The sequence below is a fragment of the Curtobacterium sp. BRD11 genome (assembly GCF_031844345.1).
In the GTDB taxonomy this organism is placed as follows: Bacteria; Actinomycetota; Actinomycetes; order Actinomycetales; family Microbacteriaceae; genus Curtobacterium.
In genome coordinates, this window is the sequence record NZ_JAUZUZ010000003.1 from 39273 (window position 1) to 59078 (window position 19806).

Sequence of the window (19806 nt, forward strand, 5' to 3'; positions counted from 1 at the left end):
GCCGACCGGATCAGTTGCCCGCGGTGTACTTGACCGGGATCGCGATCTGCTCGCCGGCCTGCAGCGTCGAACCGTCGAGGGCGTTGAGGCTCACGACGTCCTGCACGAAGTCGCGGGGGTCGGCCTGCGGGGCGGTCTCCTCTGCCAGCTGCCACAGGGTCTCACCCGGCTGCACGGTGACCGTCTCGAAGTGCACGGGAGCACCGGCACGCGAGGAGTCGCCGGCAGAGGCCTGTCCACCGTTCAGCACGGAGAGGGCGACGACGAGGAAGACCGGGAGGGCCGCGACGGTCGTCAGGACGATGCGGCCGCGGCGCGTGATGCGCAGGCGGGTGCGGACGGCGGGCGTCGCGGTGCGCTGGTCAGCGATGGCGATGGTGCTCATGTCGTTCTTGCCTTCCCGTTCGGAGGAACCGAAGTCGTGTACCGAACATAGTTTCGAATGCGACCTCGCACAAGTCCCAGGAAGAGATCTGTGCGCGATTTTCTGCCGACACGCTCGAACAGGTGTTTGTCCGGCCCGGAGCGGTCGGATACTGTTTCGATCGACTGGGACGAGTCAAGCGGGGACCACTGACATTCCTGCCCGACCGCCCGGCACCGACGAAGGGCGAGACGACGTGGCGGACGAACTGCGGGTCCAGAAGCCGTTGACGGCGAAGCAGCAGGCGATCCTCGACGCGATCCGCGCGTCGATCGCCAGCCGGGGCTACCCGCCGAGCATGCGGGAGATCGGCGATGCCGCCGGCCTCTCCTCGCTCTCGAGCGTCTCCCACCAGCTCGGCCAGCTCGAGCTCGGCGGCTGGATCCGTCGTGACCCGAACCGTCCGCGCGCGCTCGAGGTCCTGGTCGACGAGCCGACCCCCGACGTCGAGACGCCCGATGTCGACGCCACGACGCTGGTCCCGCTCGTCGGTCGGATCGCCGCCGGTGTGCCGATCACGGCCGAGCAGCACGTCGACGAGATCGTCCCGCTCCCCCGGCAGCTGGTGGGCACGGGTGACCTCTTCATGCTCAAGGTCGTCGGCGAGTCGATGATCGACGCAGCGATCTGCGACGGCGACTGGGTGGTCGTCCGGTCGCAGCAGACCGCGGACAACGGGGACATCGTCGCCGCGATGCTCGACGAGGAAGCAACCGTCAAGGTCTTCCGCCAGCGCGACGGCCACACGTGGCTGCTCCCGCGCAACTCCGCGTTCGAACCGATCCTCGGCGACGCGGCCACCGTCCTCGGCAAGGTCGTGGCGGTCTTGCGCTCGATCTGACGCCGGAACAACGCGGAGCAGCCCGCGCCACGGAATCCCGTGGCGCGGGCTGCTCCGCGTTGTGCGAAGTCACGCCGCACCGTCCGACGGCGCGACGTGAGCAGGCGACCGCACCGTACCGCCCAGGGGCCGGACCGGCGCGCCGGAGCCGGCCCGTGCCTCCCGGCCGGGGGTGTGGCGCGACCGCCTGCGGGACTACGCCGTCGCGACCGGCGTGACCACGTACGGGTCGAGCTCCGCGACCTGGCGCTGGAAGACGCGCACCCGCAGGCGGGTGCCGTCCTCGACGTAGTCGGTCGTCTCGACCGATCCCGCGTCGTGCAGCGACGACACCAGGTCTCCACGGTCGTACGGGATCACCACCGTCAACTCGACGTCCGGTTCTGGCAGCCGTGCCTCGATCGCGGCGAGGAGCTCGGGCACGCCCTCGCCAGTGCGGGCGGAGACGAACACCGCGTCCGGCACGAGTCCGACCAGCACGAGTCGCTGCGCCTCGTCGATGAGGTCCGCCTTGTTGAACGCGACCACCTCGGGGATGTCCCGCGCTCCGACGTCACCCATGACGTCGCGGACCGTCGCGAGCTGCGCGGCGGGGTCGGGGTGCGACCCGTCGACCACGTGCACGATGACGTCGGCCTCGCCGACCTCCTCGAGCGTGGAGCGGAAGGCCTCGACCAGCTGGTGCGGCAGGTTCCGCACGAAGCCCACCGTGTCGACGAACGTGAACTCGCGGCCGGCGCTGCTCTCGGTCCGGCGCACCGTGGCGTCGAGGGTCGCGAACAGCTGGTTCTGCACCAGGACGCCCGCGCTCGTCAGGCGGTTCAGGAGCGAGGACTTGCCGGCGTTGGTGTACCCGGCGATCGCGACGCTCGGCACCTCGTTGCGGTGCCGGTCGGCGCGCTTGGCCTCCCGAGCCGGTCGGAAGCCCGCGATCTGACGGCGGAGCTTCGACATGCGCGTGTTGATGCGCCGGCGGTCGAGCTCGATCTTCGTCTCACCCGGACCACGGGACCCCATGCCGGCACCGCCGGAGACCTGACCACCGGCCTGGCGGGACATCGACTCACCCCAGCCGCGCAGACGCGGCAGCAGGTACTGCAGCTGGGCCAGCTCGACCTGGGCCTTGCCCTCGCGCGTGGTGGCGTGCTGGCTGAAGATGTCGAGGATCACGGCGGTCCGGTCGATCACCTTCACCTTCACGACGTCCTCGAGCGCTCGGCGCTGGGAGGGGGCGAGCTCCGTGTCCGCGACGACCGTGTCGGCGCCGGTCGCCTTGACGACCATGGCGAGCTCCTCGGCCTTGCCCTTGCCGAGGTAGGTCGCCGGGTCGGGGTTGGGCCGGCGCTGCAGGAGCCCGTCGAGGACCACGGCACCGGCGGTCTCGGCCAGGGCGGCGAGCTCGCGGAGGGAGTTCTCGGCGTCCTGGGCGTCGCCCTGGGGGTACACGCCGATCAGCACGACCCGCTCGAGCCGGAGCTGCCGGTACTCGACCTCGGTGACGTCCTCGAGCTCGGTGGAGAGCCCGGTGACGCGCCGCAGGGCGGCGCGGTCCTCGCGCTCGTACTGGTCGCCGTCGCCGGACCAGCCGTGCTCGTCGACCGATCGTGTCTGGATGGCCTGGGCCGGAGCGAAGATCGCCGACGTGGCCCGGGTCTCGGCATTGCGGAGGACGCGTTCCACGACACCCTCGGCGCTGTCGTCGGATCGTCCGTCGTTCATGGTGGTTTCCGTCATCTTCTCCACAGGGTACCGCCGCCACGCCCGGGACACACGGGCTCGCCGGTACGGTTCTTCCATGGCGAACGAGCACTACTTCTCCGCGAACCCCTCGTCGGAGGCCCGTGAGCGACAGGTGCACGTCACGCTCGCCGGACGGTCGCTCACGCTGTCCACCGCCGCGGGCGTGTTCAGCCCGGACGGTGTCGACCGCGGCACCAGGGTGCTGCTCGGCTCCGTGCCGCCGCCCGCGCCCGAGGGCGACCTGCTCGACATCGGCTGCGGGTGGGGGCCGATCGCCATCACGATGGCGCTCGAGTCGCCGGACGCCCGGGTCTGGGGCGTGGACGTCAACGAGCGGGTCCTCGGTCTCGCGCAGCGCAACGCCGTCGCAGCCGGGGTGTCGAACGTCACCGTCGGGCTGCCGGACGAGCTCCCGGCGGACCTGCGCTTCCGCACGATCTGGTCCAACCCGCCGATCCGGGTGGGCAAGGACGAACTGCACGCCATCCTGCTGACGTGGCTGCCCCGGCTCGAGGTCGGCGGGGACGCTTGGCTGGTGGTGTCGAAGGACCTCGGCGGGGACTCCCTGCAGCGGTGGCTCGGGGACGCGCTCGGGGACGGGTTCGCGGTGTCGCGGGCCACGACCGGCAAGGGCTTCCGCGTGATCCGGGTCCGCCGGACCGCCGAGTAGCCCGGGGCAGGGCGCAGGCGGCGGGTCGGGCTGCGCTGGGCTGCGCCCGTACCCGCACGAGACGCCGGCGTCGACGCGAGACGCATCCGGACAGCCGAGACGCCGCCATGATCGACGGCGTTTCGCACGCATGACGGCGTCTCGAGGACACGCCGGCGTCTCACGAGCACACCTGCGCGTCGTCTCCGCCTCGCCGTCCCACTGGCACGACGGCGTCCCGCTCGCGCCGGCACGGCGGCAGCGCGGTACCGCGGCACCGCGGCACCGCAGCACCGCAGCACCGCAGCACCGCGGCACCGCGGCACCGTCAGACGGTCAGGTCCCCGGAGAACACGAGCTCTGCCGGACCGGCCAGCGCGACGTGCTCGCCGTCCTCCGCCGCGAACATCCGCACGGTGACGACCCCGCCCGGCACCCGCACCCGCCAGGTGTCCGGCGCCGAGGGCCCCGCCCAGTACCGCGTCGCGAGGGCGGCCGCGACCGCACCGGTGCCGCAGGACAGCGTCTCGCCGCTCCCCCGTTCGTGCACGCGCATGGTGATCTCCCCCACGCCGTCCTTGACGAGGGGGTCACCGGGCAGCACGAACTCGACGTTCGCGCCCGCTGCGGGCGCCGGGTCGAGGACGGGGACGTACGTCAGGTCGACCTCGGCGAGCTCGTCCTCGGTCGCCACGGCCACGACGACGTGCGGGTTGCCGACGTCGATGCCGAGTCCGGGTCGTGCACCGTCGAGCTCCTTCGCCCGCACGGTGACGTCGTTCGCCCCGCCGCCCTCGATGCCGAGGCCCCAGCGCCCGAGGTCGGCCGAGAAGCCGTTCGTGGTGCGCTGGACGTCGACGAGCCCCTTGCGGCTGCCGACCGTGAGCGTCTCCCCCGGCGCGAGGTCGACGAGCCCGGACTCGGTCAGGTACCGCGCGAAGACGCGGATGCCGTTCCCGCACATCTCGGCGACCGAGCCGTCGGCGTTGTGGTAGTCCATGAACCAGGTGGCGGCGGGTTCGACGGCGACGAGCGTGCGCCCCTCGGGGATCGCCTCCGACCGGACCGCCCGGATGACACCGTCGGCGCCCACGCCGAAGCGGCGGTCGGCGATGGCCCGGATGCGCTCGGGGGTCAGGTCGACCGTTGCGTCGGGGTCGGCGAACAGGACGAAGTCGTTGCCCGTCCCCTGGCCCTTCGTGAAGTGCAGCTCGGTCACGGCACGATCCTACGGGCCGCCGCATGCAGCCCCGCGACGTCGGCGCCGCTGACGTCGATCACCTCGGCGTCGTACCGCTTGAACCAGGACACCTGTCGCCTGGCGTACTTGCGGGTCGCGACCGCCGTCGCCTCCACCGCCTCGGCCGTCGTCGCTCGGCCGTGCAGGACGTCGAGCGCCTGGGAGTACCCGATCGCCGCGCGCGCCGTGCGTCCCTGCTCCAACCCCTCCGCGCGGAGCGCCTCCACCTCGTCGACGAGGCCGTCGGCGAACATCCGCTCGGCCCTCGCGTGCAGGGACGCGACGAGCCCGCTGCGCTCGCGGTGCAGGTGCAGCACCCGAGCCGGTCGCCATGCGCGGGGCGCGGCCGGGAGGCGCGGGGGCACGACCTCGGACCGGCTCGCGATCTCCACGGCCCGGATGAGCCGCCGAGGGTTGCGGGAGTCGACGTCGGCTGCCGCGGCCGGGTCCAGGGCGCGCAGGCGCGCGAGGAGGGCGTTCGGCCCGTGCTCGGCGTGCTCGCGCTCGAGCTCGGCGCGGAGCTCCGGGTCGGTGCCGGGGAAGGCGAGGTCGAACAGCACCGCCGACACGTAGAGCCCGCTGCCGCCGACGAGCACCGCGGTGCCGCCGTCCGCCGTGATCCGTTCGACGTCCGCACGGGCGCCGCGTTGGTAGGCCGCGACGCTCGCCTCGTCGGTCACCGCGAGCACGTCGAGCTGGTGGTGCGGGATGCCCCGCCGCTCCGCGACCGACAGCTTGGCGGTGCCGACGTCCATGCCGCGGTAGAGCTGCATGGCGTCGGCGTTCACGACCTCCGCGGGACGGCCGCTCGCCCGCAGCCGTTCCGCGACGGCGAGGGCGACCTCGGACTTGCCGGTGCCGGTCGCACCGACGACCGCGATCAGGTCGGGGGTACCGTCCTGGCGCGGTCCGACCGCCGCGAGCGGCCGGTCAGCGTCCGACACGGAGGCTCGGCAGCCCGAGCGAGACCGGACGGGGCCCGGCGCCCGGGGCGGACGGGGTCGGCACACCGCAGCTCTCGGCCTGCGCACGGTCCCAGGCGTCACCTGCACGGGTCCGACGGATCCGCAGGGGGCCCTCGTTGTCGGCGATCAGGAAGTGCGGGGCTGCGCGCGTGATCTCGACGGTGACGACGTCGCCGGGACGCGGGACGGCGGAGCCCTGCGGCACGGCGAAGTGCACGAGGCGGGAGTCCTCGGCACGGCCGGACAGGCGGTGCGTGGTCTCGTCCTTCTTGCCCTCGCCGGTGGCGACGAGCACCTCGACGCTCCGACCGACCTGCTTCGCGTGCTCCTCGGCGGTGATGCGGTCCTGCAGCGCGATGAGCCGGTCGTAGCGTTCCTGCACGACCTCCTTCGGCAGCTGGTCCGGCATCGTCGCCGCCGGCGTGCCCGGACGGATCGAGTACTGGAACGTGAAGGCCGAGGCGAACCGCGACTGCTCCACGACGCGCAGGGTGTCCTCGAAGTCCTCCTCGGTCTCACCGGGGAACCCCACGATGATGTCGGTGGAGATCGCGGCGTCCGGGATTTTCGCCCGCACGCGGTCGAGGATGCCGAGGAACCGCTCGCTCCGGTAGCTCCGGCGCATGGCCTTGAGCACCCGGTCCGACCCGGACTGCAGCGGCATGTGCAGCTGGGGCATGACGTTCGGGGTCTCGGCCATGGCGTCGATCACGTCGTCGGTGAACGCGGCCGGGTGCGGGCTCGTGAACCGCACGCGCTCGAGGCCGTCGATCTGACCGGCGGCCCGGAGCAGCTTGCCGAACGCCTTACGGTCGCCGAACTCCACGCCGTAGGAGTTGACGTTCTGCCCGAGCAGCGTCACCTCGATGGCTCCGTCGTCGACGAGCGCCTGGATCTCGGCGAGCACGTCGCCCGGACGACGGTCCTTCTCCTTGCCGCGGAGCGACGGGACGATGCAGAAGGTGCAGGTGTTGTTGCAGCCGACGGAGATCGACACCCAGCCGCTGTGCGTGGAGTCGCGCTTGGTCGGCAGCGTCGACGGGAACACGTCGAGCGCTTCGAGGATCTCGATCTGCGCCTCGTCGTTGTGCCGGGCCCGCTCGAGCAGGGTCGGCAGCGACCCCATGTTGTGCGTGCCGAAGACGACGTCGACCCAGGGCGCCTTCTCGAGGATGACGTTCTTGTCCTTCTGCGCCAGGCACCCGCCGACGGCGATCTGCATGCCGGGGTGCGTGCGCTTGATGCCCGCGAGCTGCCCGAGGTTGCCGTAGAGACGGTTGTCCGCGTTCTCGCGCACGGCGCAGGTGTTGATGACGACCACGTCCGCCTGCTCGCCGTCCGACGCCACGTACCCGGCCGCCTGCAGCGACCCGCTCAGGCGCTCCGAGTCGTGGACGTTCATCTGGCACCCGTGGGTGCGGACCTCGTAGGTTCTGGGGCGGGCTTCGACGGTGGCCATGATCGTCCCAGTGTAGGTCGACCGCGGCGTCCGCAGGACGGCCGTCGAGCCCGCCGCCGCGCTACTCGAAGCGGACGGTGCCCCCACCCGAGGGCGAGCGTCGCGGCGGACCGTCGAGCGCCCGCTCCACCGCGATGCGGACGACTCCCGAGCCGTACCCCTTGCGCATCAGGAAGCCGCTCAGGCGCCGCTCGGCAGTCGCACGGTCGAGCCCACGGAGTTGGCGTGCACGCTTCTCAGCGAGCTCGATCGCGCGGACGAACTCGTCGTCGGCGTCGTCCTCCGCGGCCTCGAGCGCCGCGTCGATCGCCGCCTGGTCGATGCCACGGCGCCGCAGCTCGGCGACCACGCCCTGGCGACCGAGGCCCTTGCGCTCGTGCAGCCGGTCCACCAGGTCGGTGGCGAGGGCCACGTCGTCGAGCAGGCCCACGCGCACCAGTCGGGCGACCTCGTGCTCGACGACGTCGTCGTCGAGGTCCTGCTTCGTCAGCAGCTGCCGCATCTCCGACTCGCTGACCCCCTTGCGCCCGAGCGCGCGCATGCTGACACGCTCGGCATCGGCACGCTGCTCGTCGAGCGGTCGTGGGGCGTCGGCCGGGTCGATCTCGTCACCGCTGGCGATGGCGAACACCGATGCGCTCGCGGCGTCCGCGGTGTCGTCGTCGTCGTACCCGTGCTGCTCGGCGCGTGCACTCCGACCGGAGCCGTCGCCGACGACCGGCGACACCCACTCCGCCTCGGACTGCTGTCCGCGGAAGGGGATCGCGGCCGGCACCGGCGGGTCGTCCTCGACGGGCGTCCCCGTCGCCGACCCCGAGCTGGCGGACTCGTCGTGCGCCGCGGTGGTCGACGCTCGGCCGAACCGCCGTTCGTCGTCACCCAGCACCGTCGACTCGGGCGCCCAGCCGTCGTCGGACGACCCGGTGCCGCCGGGAACGCCACGCTCCGCGCGCGGAGCCAGATCGACCGGGCTCAGGCTCGGCTCGACCGGGTTCGGCTCGACCGTGCCCGGCCCGACCGTGCCCGGCCTGACCGTGCCCGGCTCGGCCGTGCCCGGTTCGACCGGGCTCGATCGAACAGGTTCCGGCTCCGCCGGCGGGGTGCGTCGACCACGACGGGACCGCGCACCGAACAGGTCGCTGACCGGTGCGAGGCCCTCGTCGTGGTCGTCTGCGCCGGTCACGCGCCCTTGCGCTCCGCCAGCTTCGGCGCGATCGACTCGACCGGAGCATCGGCCTTGGCACCACCGACGCCGAGCTTCGCGAGGATCTTGCCCTCGATCTCCGCCGCGATGTCCGCGTTCTGGATCAGGAACGAGCGCGAGTTCTCCTTGCCCTGCCCGAGCTGGTCGCCGTCGTAGGTGTACCAGGCACCCGACTTCTTCACGATGCCGTGGTCGACACCGAAGTCGAGCAGCGAGCCCTCGCGCGAGATGCCCGTGCCGTACAGGATGTCGAACTCGGCCTGCTTGAAGGGCGGAGCCATCTTGTTCTTCACGACCTTGACGCGGGTGCGGTTACCGACGGCGTCGGTCCCGCTCTTCAGCGTCTCGATGCGACGGATGTCGAGGCGGACCGACGCGTAGAACTTGAGCGCCTTGCCGCCGGCGGTGGTCTCCGGGCTGCCGAAGAACACGCCGATCTTCTCGCGCAGCTGGTTGATGAAGATCATCGTGGTCTGCGTCTGGTTCAGGCCACCGGCGAGCTTGCGCAGGGCCTGGGACATGAGGCGCGCCTGGAGACCCACGTGCGAGTCGCCCATCTCGCCCTCGATCTCGGCACGCGGCACCAGGGCGGCGACCGAGTCGACGACGATCAGGTCGATCGACCCCGAGCGGACGAGCATGTCGGCGATCTCGAGCGCCTGCTCACCGGTGTCGGGCTGCGACACGAGGAGGGCGTCGATGTCGACACCGAGCTTCTTCGCGTACTCGGGGTCGAGCGCGTGCTCCGCGTCGATGAAGGCTGCGATGCCACCCGCGCGCTGCGCGTTCGCGATGGCGTGCAGCGTCAGGGTCGTCTTACCCGACGACTCCGGGCCGTAGATCTCGATGATGCGGCCGCGCGGGAGGCCGCCGATGCCGAGTGCGACGTCGAGCGCGACGGAGCCGGTCGGGATGGTGGCGACCGGCGCGCGCTCGTCCGAGCCGAGACGCATGACCGTCCCCTTGCCGAACTGCCGGTCGATCTGGGCGAGTGCGGTCTCGAGGGCCTTCTCGCGGTCTGCGGGTGATGGCATGGGGTGCTCCTTCGTGCTCGGTGTCGGCCGCCTGTAGGCTGTCGCGTCCACCCCAGCCGGTGGTGCAGGGCTGGTGTTCGGCGACAAGGCTTCGGGCTGTTCCCGATGACCTCGAACCTAGGGCGGGCCACCGACATCACTGCCTGCGACCGCGCGACCTGTGGACGATGGTCCGGGACAGCGCCGATGTGCAGGAACCTAGCACCGATCGAACACGCGTTCGAGCAACACGCCGAACACAGTTTCGGACGACGGCGTCAGTCGCGCGGCTCCGCCAGGCCCTTGCCGTGCCGCTTGTCCAGCGGGACGTCCTGGGAGTCGCAGAGTGCTTCCCACACCCGCCTGGCGTCGATGCCCGCGTCGAGCGCGTCCGCCGCCGAACGTCCACCGAGCTCCTCGAGCACGACGTCGCGGGACACCACGGCGCCGTAGGCCTCCCCGAACACCTGGTCGACGGCTCGCCAGAACTCACTCACGCGCATCGGTCCAGCGTAACGACGAACGCCCACGCCGGCGGACCGGCGAGGGCGTTCGAGGGGGTGGTGCGTCAGCGCACCGCGAGGTCGTTGTCGAACTCGGCGACGAGGTCGTCGGGCAGCGTGTCGGGGACCGGGGTGAGCCCCTCGACGACTGCGAGACGGTCGCCCACCTCGCGCATGATGGTCGAGATCGGGGTGTCGAGGGCATCCGCGACCGAGGCGAGGATCTCGGAGCTGGCCTCCTTCTGACCACGCTCGACCTCACTGAGGTACCCGAGCGCGACACTGGCCTTGGATGCGACCTGACGGAGGGTCCGGCCCTTCTGCAAGCGGAAGTCCCGAAGCACGTCGCCGATCTCCTGACGAACGAGAACCATGTGGACTCCTCCTTCCTGTCGTCTCCGCGCCCGCCCGGTCCGGGTGACCTGGGGTCGGGTTCAGCAACAGTAGCGTTGCCGTTCGCAGCATGCTAACCACGCCGGCTGCCGTCCTGCTGGAGATTGCGTGGGATGTAACCCAGTGGCAACAGGGCCTATTCCCCGCTGTCGACCTCGGTCGTCATCCGTGCCAGGAGTTCGGAGACGGTGGCCGAGCGGATTGCTGCCCGGTCCCCCTCGAGGTGCAACTCCGTCGCGACACTGCGTTCCGCGGATGCGATGCCGACGAAGACGGTGCCCACCGGCTTGCCGTCCTGCGGGTCCGGTCCGGCGACGCCGGTCGTGCTGATCCCCCACGTGGCGGGGACGGCGTCCACCGCCAGGGCCGTCCGGACGCCCGAGGCCATCTGCCGTGCAACCTCCGGGTCGACCGCGCCGTTCGACGCGAGCAGGTCGGCGTCGACCCCGAGCACCGTCGCCTTCACCGGCGTGGCGTAGGCGACCACCCCGCCGCGGACGACGGCGCTGGCCCCGGGGACGCCCACGAGCGTCGCGACGACGAGTCCGCCCGTGAGGGACTCGGCGACCGCGACGGTCTCGCCCCGGGCGGTCAGGACACCGACGAGCGCGCGCGCGAGTTCCTCGTCCGACACCGACCCCGACTGCGACCCCGACTGCGACCCCGGCATCGACGACCGACCCGTCGGACCGGCGGCCCCGGTACCGGCCGACGTCATGCTGCTCGGCGGTTGTGCTTCCAGGCCTGCCACAGGTAGTCCGCCCCGCTGAGCACCGTCGCGAGGAGCGCCGCCGTCATGAGGATGCCGTTCACCCAGTGCGCCAGGTCACCGACGACGTTCCACCACGGGAACAGTGCGAGCGCGATCGCGACGGCCTGCAGCACGGTCTTGATCTTGCCGCCGCGGCTCGCCGGGATGACCCGGTCGGACAGCACGGCGAAGCGGAACACGGTGATGCCGATCTCCCGGAGCATGATCAGCACCGTGACGATCCACGGCAGCTCACCCAGGATCGACAGCGCGACGAGGGCACCGCCGATCAGGACCTTGTCGGCGATCGGGTCGACGAGCTTGCCGAAGTCCGTGACCAGGTTCTGGCGTCGGGCGATGATGCCGTCCGCACTGTCCGTGACGATCGCGACGACGAACACGACGGCCGCCCAGACGCGCAACGACGTGTCCTGGCCGCCGTCGGAGAGCAGCATCACGAAGAAGAGCGGCGCCATGAGGATGCGCACCACGGTGATGATGTTGGCGACGTTCGCGGTCGATGCCGGGCCGTCCCCCTTGCGGAGCAACCGTCCGCGCCAGGGGAACCGAGCCCCGTGTGTGGTCTCCGAGCTGGTCACGTGCTCACTCCCTGCCCGTCAGTCCCCATGCGTCCTCGTCCGGTCCGTCGTCCTCGACCTCAGGGTACCCGCGGGTCATGTCCGCCACCGGGTCCGAGCCGTACCTGTCGTCGTCCTGACCACCGGCACCCGCCCCGGCGGGTCCGGCAGGAGCCCCGGAGCCGGCCGCAGCCGGAGCCGGGTCGGCCCCGGCGACGGAGGCCGTGCCTCCCGGCCGGACCGACGGCGGTCCGTCGGCAGCCGGAGCAGCCGGCGGCTCCTCGCCCCGGAGCTTCGCGAGCACGCCCGGGAGCTGGTCGGGCGTGACGAGCACGTCGCGGGCCTTCGACCCCTCGGACGGCCCCACGATGTCACGCGACTCCATGAGGTCCATCAGTCGGCCGGCCTTCGCGAAGCCGACGCGGAGCTTGCGCTGCAGCATCGAGGTCGAGCCGAACTGGGTCGAGACGACCTGTTCGACCGCGGCGAGCAGGAGCTCGAGGTCGTCGCCGATGTCGGCGTCGATCTCCTTGCGCTCCACCACGGCCTGGACGTCCTGCCGGTACTCGGGGCGCGCCTGGCGCGTGACGTGCGCGACGACCTCGGCGACCTCGCTCTCCTGCACCCAGGCACCCTGCACACGGACGGCCTTCGACGAGCCCATCGGCAGGAAGAGCCCGTCACCCTGCCCGATGAGCTTGTCGGCGCCCGGCTGGTCGAGGATGACCCGCGAGTCGGTGACGCTCGTGACCGCGAAGGCCACGCGCGACGGGACGTTCGCCTTGATGAGACCGGTGATGACGTCGACCGAGGGCCGCTGCGTCGCGAGCACCAGGTGGATGCCGGCGGCACGGGCGAGCTGGGTGATCCGGACGATCGACTCCTCGACGTCCCGAGGGGCGACGAGCATGAGGTCCGCGAGCTCGTCGACCACGACGAGCAGGTACGGGTACGGCTTGAGCTTCCGCTCGCTGCCGGCGGGCAGGACGATCTCGTCGTTCTGCACGGCCTTGTTGAAGTCGTCGACGTGCCGGAACCCGAACGACGCCAGGTCGTCGTACCGCATGTCCATCTCCTTCACGACCCACTGCAGCGCCTCGGCGGCCTTCTTGGGGTTCGTGATGATGGGCGTGATGAGGTGCGGGACCCCGGCGTAGATCGACAGCTCGACGCGCTTCGGGTCGACGAGGACCATGCGGACCTCGGACGGCTTCGCGCGCATCAGCAGCGAGGTGATCATCGAGTTGATGAACACCGACTTGCCGGAGCCCGTGGAGCCGGCGACGAGCAGGTGCGGCATCTTCGCCAGGTTCGCGACGACGAAGCCGCCCTCGACGTCCTTGCCGACGCCGATGGTCATCGGGTGCTTCGACTTCGTGGCCGCGCCGGAGCGCAGGACGTCGCCGAGGGAGACGATCTCGCGGTCTGTGTTCGGGATCTCCACGCCGATCGCGCTCTTGCCCGGGATCGGCGACAGGATGCGGACCTCGTTCGACGCGACGGCGTACGACAGGTTCTTCGACAGCGCCGTGACGCGCTCGACCTTCACACCGGGACCGAGCTCGATCTCGTAGCGCGTGACCGTCGGTCCGCGCGAGAACCCCGTGACCTTCGCGTCCACCTTGAACTCGGTGAGCACGCCGGTGATCGCCGCCACGATGTCGTCGTTCGCCTGGCTGCGGGCGACCGAGGGGGTGCCGGCGCTGAGGGTGGTGGCTGCGGGCAGGCGGTACGGGGCTGCCGGGTCCTCGTCGGCGGCGGTCGCGGCGGGCAGGCCGTCGTCAGCGGCCTCGGGCTCGGGCGCCGTCGGCGAGACCACCGGGGAGACTCCGGCGTCGGGCCGGGCAACCGCCGCGGGCTGCTCGGGCACCGGGGTGCCGAAGTCGCGGAGGGCCTGTTCGGCGACGGCGAGGTCCTGCTCGACCTCCTGTGCGCCGTGCACGTCGTCGTGCTCGACCGAGTCGTTGAGGTTCACCGAGGCGGGCACCGCGGGCGTGTGGTCCACGAGTCCGGCGGCCGCGCCCGCGTTCGCGCCGACGGCCGGAGCAGCGGCACCGGCAGCGGCAGCCGTCCCGGCACCACCGGCACCGGTTCCGCGGTCGGGCACGGCCTGCGTCGCCGACGCGGGCAGCACGGGGCTGTCGTACGCCGGGTCCTCCTCGCGCCCGGACTTGTTGCGACGCCACCACGGGACGGTGCTCTCGGCGTCCTCACCGCCGGCAGCCTGCTCGTCCTCGAACCCGAGGTCCTCGAACAGCGGGAAGTCGGTCTGGTCCTTCGTGCGGCGCTTCGACGTCCGTGCTCGGGGCGCGGCCGGAGCGGCGTCCGCCTCGGTGGCGGGTTCGTCCTCGGCCACGGGGGCCGGCGCACCGAACAGGTACGCGTACAGCTCGTGGAGCCGGCGTCCGGTCTTGTTCGGCGGGGTCTTCGTGATGATGAAGAGCGACAGCACGAGCAGCACCACCGCGACCGGCACCGCGACCCACACGGTGGCGACCGCGACGAGCCAGCTGATCACCACCCAGCCGAGGACACCACCGGCGGCGGCCAGGGCGACCATGCCGTCGGACGCGCTCGGCTGCCCGCCGAACACGTGGCAGAGCGACGCGATGGAGACGAGCATCAGCCCGAGACCGATGCCGATCCGGGTGTTGTCGTGCACCGACGCCGGGTGGCGGAAGAGCCATCCGGCGAAGACGATCATGATGACGGGCAGTGCGACCGCCAGTCGCCCGAAGAGCCCGCCGAACGTGTAGGCGTCGAGCGTGACGGACACCGGGTTCGTGGGGTTGAGCCACTCGACGACACCGCCCGCGAGCGCGAGCACGAACAGGAGGAACGGGAAACCGTCGCGTCGTTCGTCCTTGGCGAGGGTCTCCTTGCCGAGCAGCCGGAACAGTGCTCCGACGCCGTGCGCCATCGCGAGCCATGCGGTCACGACGGGGTTCTGCTCGCGGAACACCGGGGTGGGTGCCGCCTGCGGCAGCTTCTTCGTCGTGGCCTGCGTGCGCGACGTACCGCGCGACCCGCTCCCGCGGGACGACGTGGACGCGCGCGAGCGCGTGGTCGACTTGGTGCCTCCGGCCATGCGACGGAGCCTAATCCCCGCTCGGGACATTCCGTGGATGCCCCGCCGCGACCGGACGCCCTCCGCGCTCAGTACCGGATCGCGTCGATGACCTTGACCCGGACCGCCACGATCGCGGGCAGGAACCCGGCGAGCGCCCCGACGAGCAGCGCCGAGCCGACACCGATCAGCGCCGCCTCGACCGGGAACGGCGCTCCCCCGACGTCGACCCCGCTCGTGATCAGCCCCCGGACGGTCTCGTTCCCGAGCACCGCCGCGCCGACCATGACGCCGATCCCGCCGGCGACCAGCGTCCCCAGCACGTTCTCGAGCAGCACGGCGACGAAGATGCGTCCGGCGGTCGCACCGACCCCGCGTCGGATGCCGATCTCGCGGATCCGCTGCCGGACGCTCACCAGCGACACGTTGAGCAGCCCGAGCCCGCCGAGCACCAGGACGAGGACGGCGACCCCGGCGATCACCCAGCGCAGCGCACCGAGCGGGTCGCCGTCGACCGAGCCGGCCGCGTCGGAACGATTCGCGTCGACGGTCCACCCGGGGCCGAGCGCCCGCTCGGCGTCCGATGCGATCCGTCCGGCGACCGCCTTCCCGTCGCTCTCCGGTACCCACACCTCGAACAGCCGCTGCGAACCGTCGTCGGGTGCGGCCTCCGCGCTCGACGTCGCGACCGACCGCGCCAGCTGGTAGAACATCGGCTCGGTGTCGTACTCCGAGGACACGTACCGGCCGATCACGACCGCGGTGACGTCGGGCGTCCCCGGCAGGCGCACGACCGGGTGCGTGACGACGTCCGGGCTGCCGAGACGGTCGAGGAACGCCTGGTTGACGACGAGCGCCGGCGCGAGTCGATCCCGGTCGTCCTCGGTGAACCACGCGCCGTCGTCGACGCGGACGCGGTGCATCTCGGCGTACGCGGGGTCGACGGTGACGCCCTGGGCCAGGGTGACCCCGTCGGGGAACTGCACGGGGCGCTGCGTCCACGACGCCTCGGTCGAGAACCGGACGTGGTAGCGCTCGGCACCGGCGCGGAGTTCCCGGTCGAGCGCCTCGGCGTCGGCCGCGGCAGCGGCACCCGTGCCGTCCCCCGTGGCCGAGGACGCGCCGGTGACCTGGTAGGTCGCCGGCCGTCCGCCGTACTGCTCGTTGAAGGCGGCGGTCACCCGCTCGGCGAGCGACCCGAACCCGACGACGACCGCGAGCGACGCCACCGCGATCGTGACCCCGATCAGGCTGAGCACGACCCGGCCGCGGTGCACGCGGAGCTCCTGCCAGGACTCGACGAACGTCCCGACGACGGTGGTGAGGAGCCGGTTCACGCCGCCACCCCCGGCCGCTCGACGGAGGCGGACTCGGACGCGGAGGCGGACCCTGACGCGGAGGCGGACTCGGTAGCGGACGCTGCCGTGTCGACGACGAGCCCGTGGTCGATCCGGTGGACGACGTCCGCCCGTGCTGCGACCGCGGTGTCGTGGGTGATGGTGACGAGCGCCGCGCCGGTCTCGGCCGCGACGGTCTCGAGCAGCTCCATGACCACGCGGCCGGTGTCGACGTCGAGTGCACCGGTCGGCTCGTCGGCCAGGATGAGCTGCGGCGACCGGACGAGTGCCCGGGCGATGGCGACGCGCTGCTGCTCCCCGCCGGAGAGCCGGTGCGGCTGCGTGTCGGCACGGTCGGCGAGGCCCACCCGGTCGAGCATCTCCACTGCCAGGCGACGACGCGACCAGAACGCCCGGCCGGTCGCGTAGAGCAACGGGACCTCGACGTTCTCGACCGCGGTGCGACCCTGCAGCAGGTTGAACTGCTGGAAGACGAAGCCGACGTCCGCGCCGCGCACCCGGTCGCGTCGGACCGAGCCGGCACGGCCGACGTCCCGCCCGTCGAACTCGTGCAGCCCCTCGGTCGGAGTGTCGAGCAGGCCGAGGACGTTGAGCAGCGTCGACTTGCCCGAGCCCGAGCGGCCGACGATGGCGACGCGGCTGTCCGCCTCGACGTCGAGGTCGACACCGCGCAGGATCTCCAGCGTGGAGCCGTCGGGGAGCGGGACGGACTTCCGGAGGTCGCGGACGTGCACGAGGCTCATCCGGTCACCACCGTGCCGTCCTCGGCGAACTCGTCCTCGGGCTGCGCCTCCTTGCCGGGGACGAACTGCAGGACGGTCTCGCCCTCGGTCAGCCCGTCACGCACCTCGACGGTCTCGCCGTCGTTGAGGCCGAGGGCGACCTCGCGCTCGGAACGCTTCCCGTCGTCGTCGACGACGGTGACGACGCCGCGCTGCGCGGTCCCCTGCACGGCGGTCGTCGGGAGCGTCAGCACGCCCTCGGCCGAGCCCGCGGACACGGCGACCGTGACCTCGAGCCCCGGGAACACGGTGACGTCCCCGGGGACGTCGCACCGCAGCTGCGTCGCACCCTCGGCACCCGAGGAGCCCCCGCCACCGTCCGCACCGTCGGCGCCCGCGTCCGACGGCTCGCCCGCCGCCGAGGCGGACGCGGAGCTGAGCGCGAGGTTCGTGCAGGTGAAGGGCGCCGGCCCGTCCGTGATCGTCACGGTCGCCTCGGAGGGACGCGAGGTGAGTCGGTAGAGCTGGGCGGCCTCGAGCGTCGCGGTCACACGGTACGACTCCGGGGCGACCCGGGCGACGGTGTCACCGATCGCGACGGGCTGCTTCGCCACCAGGTCGAGTCCGGACACCGTGCCGGACGACGAGGCGACGACGGTCGCGAAGGTCACGGACGCCGGCGACGGCTCGCCGTCCTCGGTGGTGCCCTCCGCCGGGGTCTCGACCCGGAGGTCGATGATCGGCGCGCCCTGCTCGACGTGCGTGCCGTTCGTCACGAAGACCCGGTTGACCGTGCCCTCGGCGGTGGAGCGCACCGGCGTCGCAGCGACGGACTCGACGTGACCGGTCGCCTCGACGTCGTTGACGACGTCACCCGTCTCGACGGTGACGGTCGGGTCCTCGAGCTGCGCGGTCGGGGTCGTCTCCTCGCCGTCGGGCTGCGCCGCGAAGAAGGCGAGACGGACGAGGGACACCGCGATGGCGGCGAACACGAGGAACTTCAGGCCGGGCCACACCCAGCGACGCAGGACGGTCACCCTGGGACGGTATTGGCTGACATACCGAGGGAGCATCAGCCTGTGGGATGACGCAGGTCGGCCACCCGGCCGGTCGCGCGGTGGACGGCCGCCGGCACCACGGGGTGCAACGCGGCCGGGAGGCACGGCGAGCGTTCCCGGGGAACGCTCGCCGTGCCTCCCGGCCGGCTGCGGCGCGTCTGTCTACGCCTCGATGACCACCGGGACGATCATCGGGCGGCGGCGGTGCTTCGTGTTCACCCAGCGGCCGACGGTGCGGCGGACGACCTGCTGGAAGGCGTGCGCGTCCCGCGTGCCGTTGCCCGCCGCGTCAGCGAGCGCCTTCGCGATCTGCGGACGGACGTCGTCGAAGACGGAGTCGTCCTCGGCGAAGCCGCGCGACTGGATCTCCGGGCCGACCACGCACTGCCCCGTCGTGAAGTCCACGGCGCAGAAGATCGAGATGAAGCCCTCCTCCGCCAGGACCCGACGGTCCTTGAGGTCGGCGTCGGTGATCTCGCCCACGGTCGATCCGTCGACGTAGACGTAGGCGATGTCGAGTTGTCCGGCGACGCTCGCGACGCCGTCCTTCAGGTCGACGACGATGCCGTCCTGGCCGAGGATGACGTTGCGCGGCGGCACACCCGTCTGGATCGCCAGGTCGGCGTTCGCGTACAGGTGGCGGTGCTCGCCGTGCACGGGCAGCACGTTGCGCGGGCGCAGGATGTTGTAGCAGTAGAGGAGCTCGCCGGCCGACGCGTGGCCGGAGACGTGCACCTTCGCGTTGCCCTTGTGGACCACCTTCGCGCCGAGCTTCGTCAGCCCGTCGATGACCCGGTAGACGGCGTTCTCGTTGCCCGGGATGAGGCTCGACGCGAGGATGACGGTGTCGCCCTCGCCGATCTCGATCTGGTGCTCGAGGTTCGCCATGCGCGCGAGGACGGCCATCGGCTCGCCCTGCGACCCCGTCGACATGTAGACGATCTGGTCGTCCGGGACGTTCTTCGCCTTCTTCGTGTCGATGAGCACGTCGTCCGGCACCCGGAGGTAGCCGAGCTCGGCGGCGATGGTCATGTTGCGGATCATCGACCGCCCCATGAACGCGACCTTGCGGTTGGTCGCGGCGGCGGCGTCGAGGACCTGCTGCACTCGGTGGACGTGCGACGAGAAGCTGGCGACGACGACCTTCTTGCGGGCGCGGGAGATGACGTTCTCGAGCACCGGGCCGATGTCACGCTCGGGCGCGGTGAACCCGGGGACGTCGGCGTTGGTCGAGTCCGGCAGGAACAGGTCGACGCCCTGCTCGCCCAAGCGGGCGAAGGCACGGAGGTCGGTGATCCGGTCGTCCAGCGGGAGCTGGTCCATCTTGAAGTCACCGGTGTGCAGCACGCGCCCGGCGGGGGTCGTGATCGCGACGGCGAGGGCGTCCGGGATGGAGTGGTTCACGGCGACGAACTCGAGGTGGAACGGACCGAGCTGCTCGGTCTGGTCCTCCTGCACGACGAGCGTGTAGGGCTTGATCCGGTGTTCCTTGAGCTTCGCCTCGACGAGCGCGAGGGTCAGCGTCGAACCGATCAGGGGGATGTCGCCCTTGAGCTTGAGCAGGTAGGGGACGGCGCCGATGTGGTCCTCGTGCCCGTGGGTGAGCACGACACCGAGGACGTCGTCGAGACGGTCCCGGATCGGCCCGAAGTCGGGGAGGATGAGGTCGACGCCCGGCTGGTGCTCCTCGGGGAAGAGCACGCCGGCGTCGACGACGAGCAGCTTGCCGTCGAACTCGTACACGGTCATGTTGCGACCGATCTCGCCGAGACCCCCGACGGGGATCACGCGGAGGGTGCCGGGTTCGAGCGGCTGCGGTGTGGAGATCTGGGTGGGCATTC

Annotated in this window: 18 protein-coding genes; 2 read left to right on the forward strand and 16 right to left on the reverse strand. The window is 71.7% G+C overall.

Going from position 1 to position 19806, the window contains the following annotated elements:
• Nucleotides 1-10: 10 nt before the first annotated feature.
• Entirely contained in the window at nucleotides 11-385 is a 375-nt protein-coding gene (locus tag Q9R28_RS08145) for a LysM peptidoglycan-binding domain-containing protein (RefSeq protein WP_066653310.1), read from the reverse strand.
• A gap of 235 nt (nucleotides 386-620) precedes the next feature.
• On the opposite strand from Q9R28_RS08145, the gene lexA reads away from it, so the two are divergent.
• Complete coding sequence (gene lexA / locus Q9R28_RS08150) at nucleotides 621-1265, forward strand: transcriptional repressor LexA (protein ID WP_066653301.1); 645 nt, start codon at nucleotides 621-623, stop codon at nucleotides 1263-1265.
• A gap of 195 nt (nucleotides 1266-1460) precedes the next feature.
• Here lexA and hflX read toward each other — a convergent pair whose 3' ends face one another.
• Nucleotides 1461-2999 (reverse strand): GTPase HflX, encoded by a 1539-nt coding sequence (hflX, locus tag Q9R28_RS08155; RefSeq protein WP_209686043.1) that lies wholly within the window; start codon nucleotides 2997-2999, stop codon nucleotides 1461-1463.
• A 61-nt stretch (nucleotides 3000-3060) separates the two neighbouring features.
• Between hflX and Q9R28_RS08160 the strand changes: the two genes are divergently transcribed.
• Complete coding sequence (locus tag Q9R28_RS08160) at nucleotides 3061-3675, forward strand: methyltransferase (RefSeq protein ID WP_311205861.1); 615 nt, start codon at nucleotides 3061-3063, stop codon at nucleotides 3673-3675.
• A gap of 307 nt (nucleotides 3676-3982) precedes the next feature.
• Here the strand turns inward: Q9R28_RS08160 and dapF are convergent, their stop codons facing one another.
• The 14 genes from dapF to Q9R28_RS08230 form a co-directional block, all read right to left on the reverse strand.
• On the reverse strand, nucleotides 3983-4873 hold the full coding sequence (gene dapF / locus Q9R28_RS08165) for a diaminopimelate epimerase (RefSeq protein ID WP_066653297.1): 891 nt from the start codon (nucleotides 4871-4873) through the stop codon (nucleotides 3983-3985).
• A complete protein-coding gene (gene miaA, locus Q9R28_RS08170) occupies nucleotides 4870-5838 on the reverse strand; it encodes a tRNA (adenosine(37)-N6)-dimethylallyltransferase MiaA (RefSeq protein WP_311205862.1) in 969 nt (322 codons plus the stop codon). The genes dapF and miaA overlap by 4 nt, the downstream gene beginning before the upstream one ends.
• A complete protein-coding gene (miaB, locus tag Q9R28_RS08175) occupies nucleotides 5825-7318 on the reverse strand; it encodes a tRNA (N6-isopentenyl adenosine(37)-C2)-methylthiotransferase MiaB (RefSeq protein ID WP_311205863.1) in 1494 nt (497 codons plus the stop codon). Before miaB ends, miaA begins: the two co-directional genes overlap by 14 nt.
• A 61-nt stretch (nucleotides 7319-7379) precedes the next feature.
• Nucleotides 7380-8501 carry a RecX family transcriptional regulator gene (locus Q9R28_RS08180; RefSeq protein WP_311205864.1) on the reverse strand — a complete coding sequence of 374 codons (1122 nt, stop codon included), beginning with the start codon at nucleotides 8499-8501 and terminating at the stop codon, nucleotides 7380-7382.
• The gene (gene recA / locus Q9R28_RS08185) at nucleotides 8498-9556 is read right to left on the reverse strand and encodes a recombinase RecA (protein WP_066653287.1); all 1059 of its coding nucleotides are present in this window, start codon (nucleotides 9554-9556) and stop codon (nucleotides 8498-8500) included. The genes Q9R28_RS08180 and recA overlap by 4 nt, the downstream gene beginning before the upstream one ends.
• A gap of 257 nt (nucleotides 9557-9813) precedes the next feature.
• Nucleotides 9814-10038 (reverse strand): DUF3046 domain-containing protein, encoded by a 225-nt coding sequence (locus tag Q9R28_RS08190; RefSeq protein WP_209686053.1) that lies wholly within the window; start codon nucleotides 10036-10038, stop codon nucleotides 9814-9816.
• A gap of 65 nt (nucleotides 10039-10103) precedes the next feature.
• Nucleotides 10104-10412, reverse strand: coding sequence for a helix-turn-helix domain-containing protein (locus tag Q9R28_RS08195; protein ID WP_058742950.1), 309 nt, complete (start codon nucleotides 10410-10412; stop codon nucleotides 10104-10106).
• 155 nt (nucleotides 10413-10567) lie between these two features.
• Nucleotides 10568-11101 (reverse strand): nicotinamide-nucleotide amidohydrolase family protein, encoded by a 534-nt coding sequence (locus tag Q9R28_RS08200; RefSeq protein ID WP_311205865.1) that lies wholly within the window; start codon nucleotides 11099-11101, stop codon nucleotides 10568-10570.
• Between the two features lie 44 nt (nucleotides 11102-11145).
• Nucleotides 11146-11781: a CDP-diacylglycerol--glycerol-3-phosphate 3-phosphatidyltransferase gene (gene pgsA, locus Q9R28_RS08205; RefSeq protein WP_396137155.1), complete on the reverse strand. Its 636-nt coding sequence runs from the start codon at nucleotides 11779-11781 to the stop codon at nucleotides 11146-11148.
• 4 nt (nucleotides 11782-11785) lie between these two features.
• Nucleotides 11786-14848 (reverse strand): DNA translocase FtsK, encoded by a 3063-nt coding sequence (locus Q9R28_RS08210; protein ID WP_311205866.1) that lies wholly within the window; start codon nucleotides 14846-14848, stop codon nucleotides 11786-11788.
• 68 nt (nucleotides 14849-14916) lie between these two features.
• Nucleotides 14917-16164, reverse strand: a complete 1248-nt coding sequence (locus tag Q9R28_RS08215; protein WP_311205867.1) for an ABC transporter permease — start codon at nucleotides 16162-16164, stop codon at nucleotides 14917-14919.
• Complete coding sequence (locus Q9R28_RS08220; RefSeq protein WP_311205868.1) at nucleotides 16161-16928, reverse strand: ABC transporter ATP-binding protein; 768 nt, start codon at nucleotides 16926-16928, stop codon at nucleotides 16161-16163. The genes Q9R28_RS08215 and Q9R28_RS08220 overlap by 4 nt, the downstream gene beginning before the upstream one ends.
• Nucleotides 16925-17944, reverse strand: a complete 1020-nt coding sequence (locus Q9R28_RS08225; RefSeq protein ID WP_311205869.1) for an efflux RND transporter periplasmic adaptor subunit — start codon at nucleotides 17942-17944, stop codon at nucleotides 16925-16927. Before Q9R28_RS08225 ends, Q9R28_RS08220 begins: the two co-directional genes overlap by 4 nt.
• Before the next feature lie 183 nt (nucleotides 17945-18127).
• On the reverse strand, nucleotides 18128-19804 hold the full coding sequence (locus Q9R28_RS08230) for a ribonuclease J (RefSeq protein WP_209686063.1): 1677 nt from the start codon (nucleotides 19802-19804) through the stop codon (nucleotides 18128-18130).
• Nucleotides 19805-19806 lie beyond the last annotated feature (2 nt).

What these genes read in the sequence shown, in the direction of transcription:
- hflX (WP_209686043.1), bottom strand. Translation starts at nt 2,999, where the DNA reads ATGACGGAAACCACCATGAACGACGGACGATCCGACGACAGCGCCGAG.
- Q9R28_RS08220 (WP_311205868.1), bottom strand. Translation starts at nt 16,928, where the DNA reads ATGAGCCTCGTGCACGTCCGCGACCTCCGGAAGTCCGTCCCGCTCCCC.
- recA (WP_066653287.1), bottom strand. Translation starts at nt 9,556, where the DNA reads ATGCCATCACCCGCAGACCGCGAGAAGGCCCTCGAGACCGCACTCGCC.
- Q9R28_RS08195 (WP_058742950.1), bottom strand. Translation starts at nt 10,412, where the DNA reads ATGGTTCTCGTTCGTCAGGAGATCGGCGACGTGCTTCGGGACTTCCGC.
- Q9R28_RS08160 (WP_311205861.1), top strand. Translation starts at nt 3,061, where the DNA reads ATGGCGAACGAGCACTACTTCTCCGCGAACCCCTCGTCGGAGGCCCGT.
- Q9R28_RS08145 (WP_066653310.1), bottom strand. Translation starts at nt 385, where the DNA reads ATGAGCACCATCGCCATCGCTGACCAGCGCACCGCGACGCCCGCCGTC.
- Q9R28_RS08230 (WP_209686063.1), bottom strand. Translation starts at nt 19,804, where the DNA reads ATGCCCACCCAGATCTCCACACCGCAGCCGCTCGAACCCGGCACCCTC.
- Q9R28_RS08210 (WP_311205866.1), bottom strand. Translation starts at nt 14,848, where the DNA reads ATGGCCGGAGGCACCAAGTCGACCACGCGCTCGCGCGCGTCCACGTCG.
- miaB (WP_311205863.1), bottom strand. Translation starts at nt 7,318, where the DNA reads ATGGCCACCGTCGAAGCCCGCCCCAGAACCTACGAGGTCCGCACCCAC.
- Q9R28_RS08190 (WP_209686053.1), bottom strand. Translation starts at nt 10,038, where the DNA reads ATGCGCGTGAGTGAGTTCTGGCGAGCCGTCGACCAGGTGTTCGGGGAG.
- Q9R28_RS08200 (WP_311205865.1), bottom strand. Translation starts at nt 11,101, where the DNA reads ATGCCGGGGTCGCAGTCGGGGTCGCAGTCGGGGTCGGTGTCGGACGAG.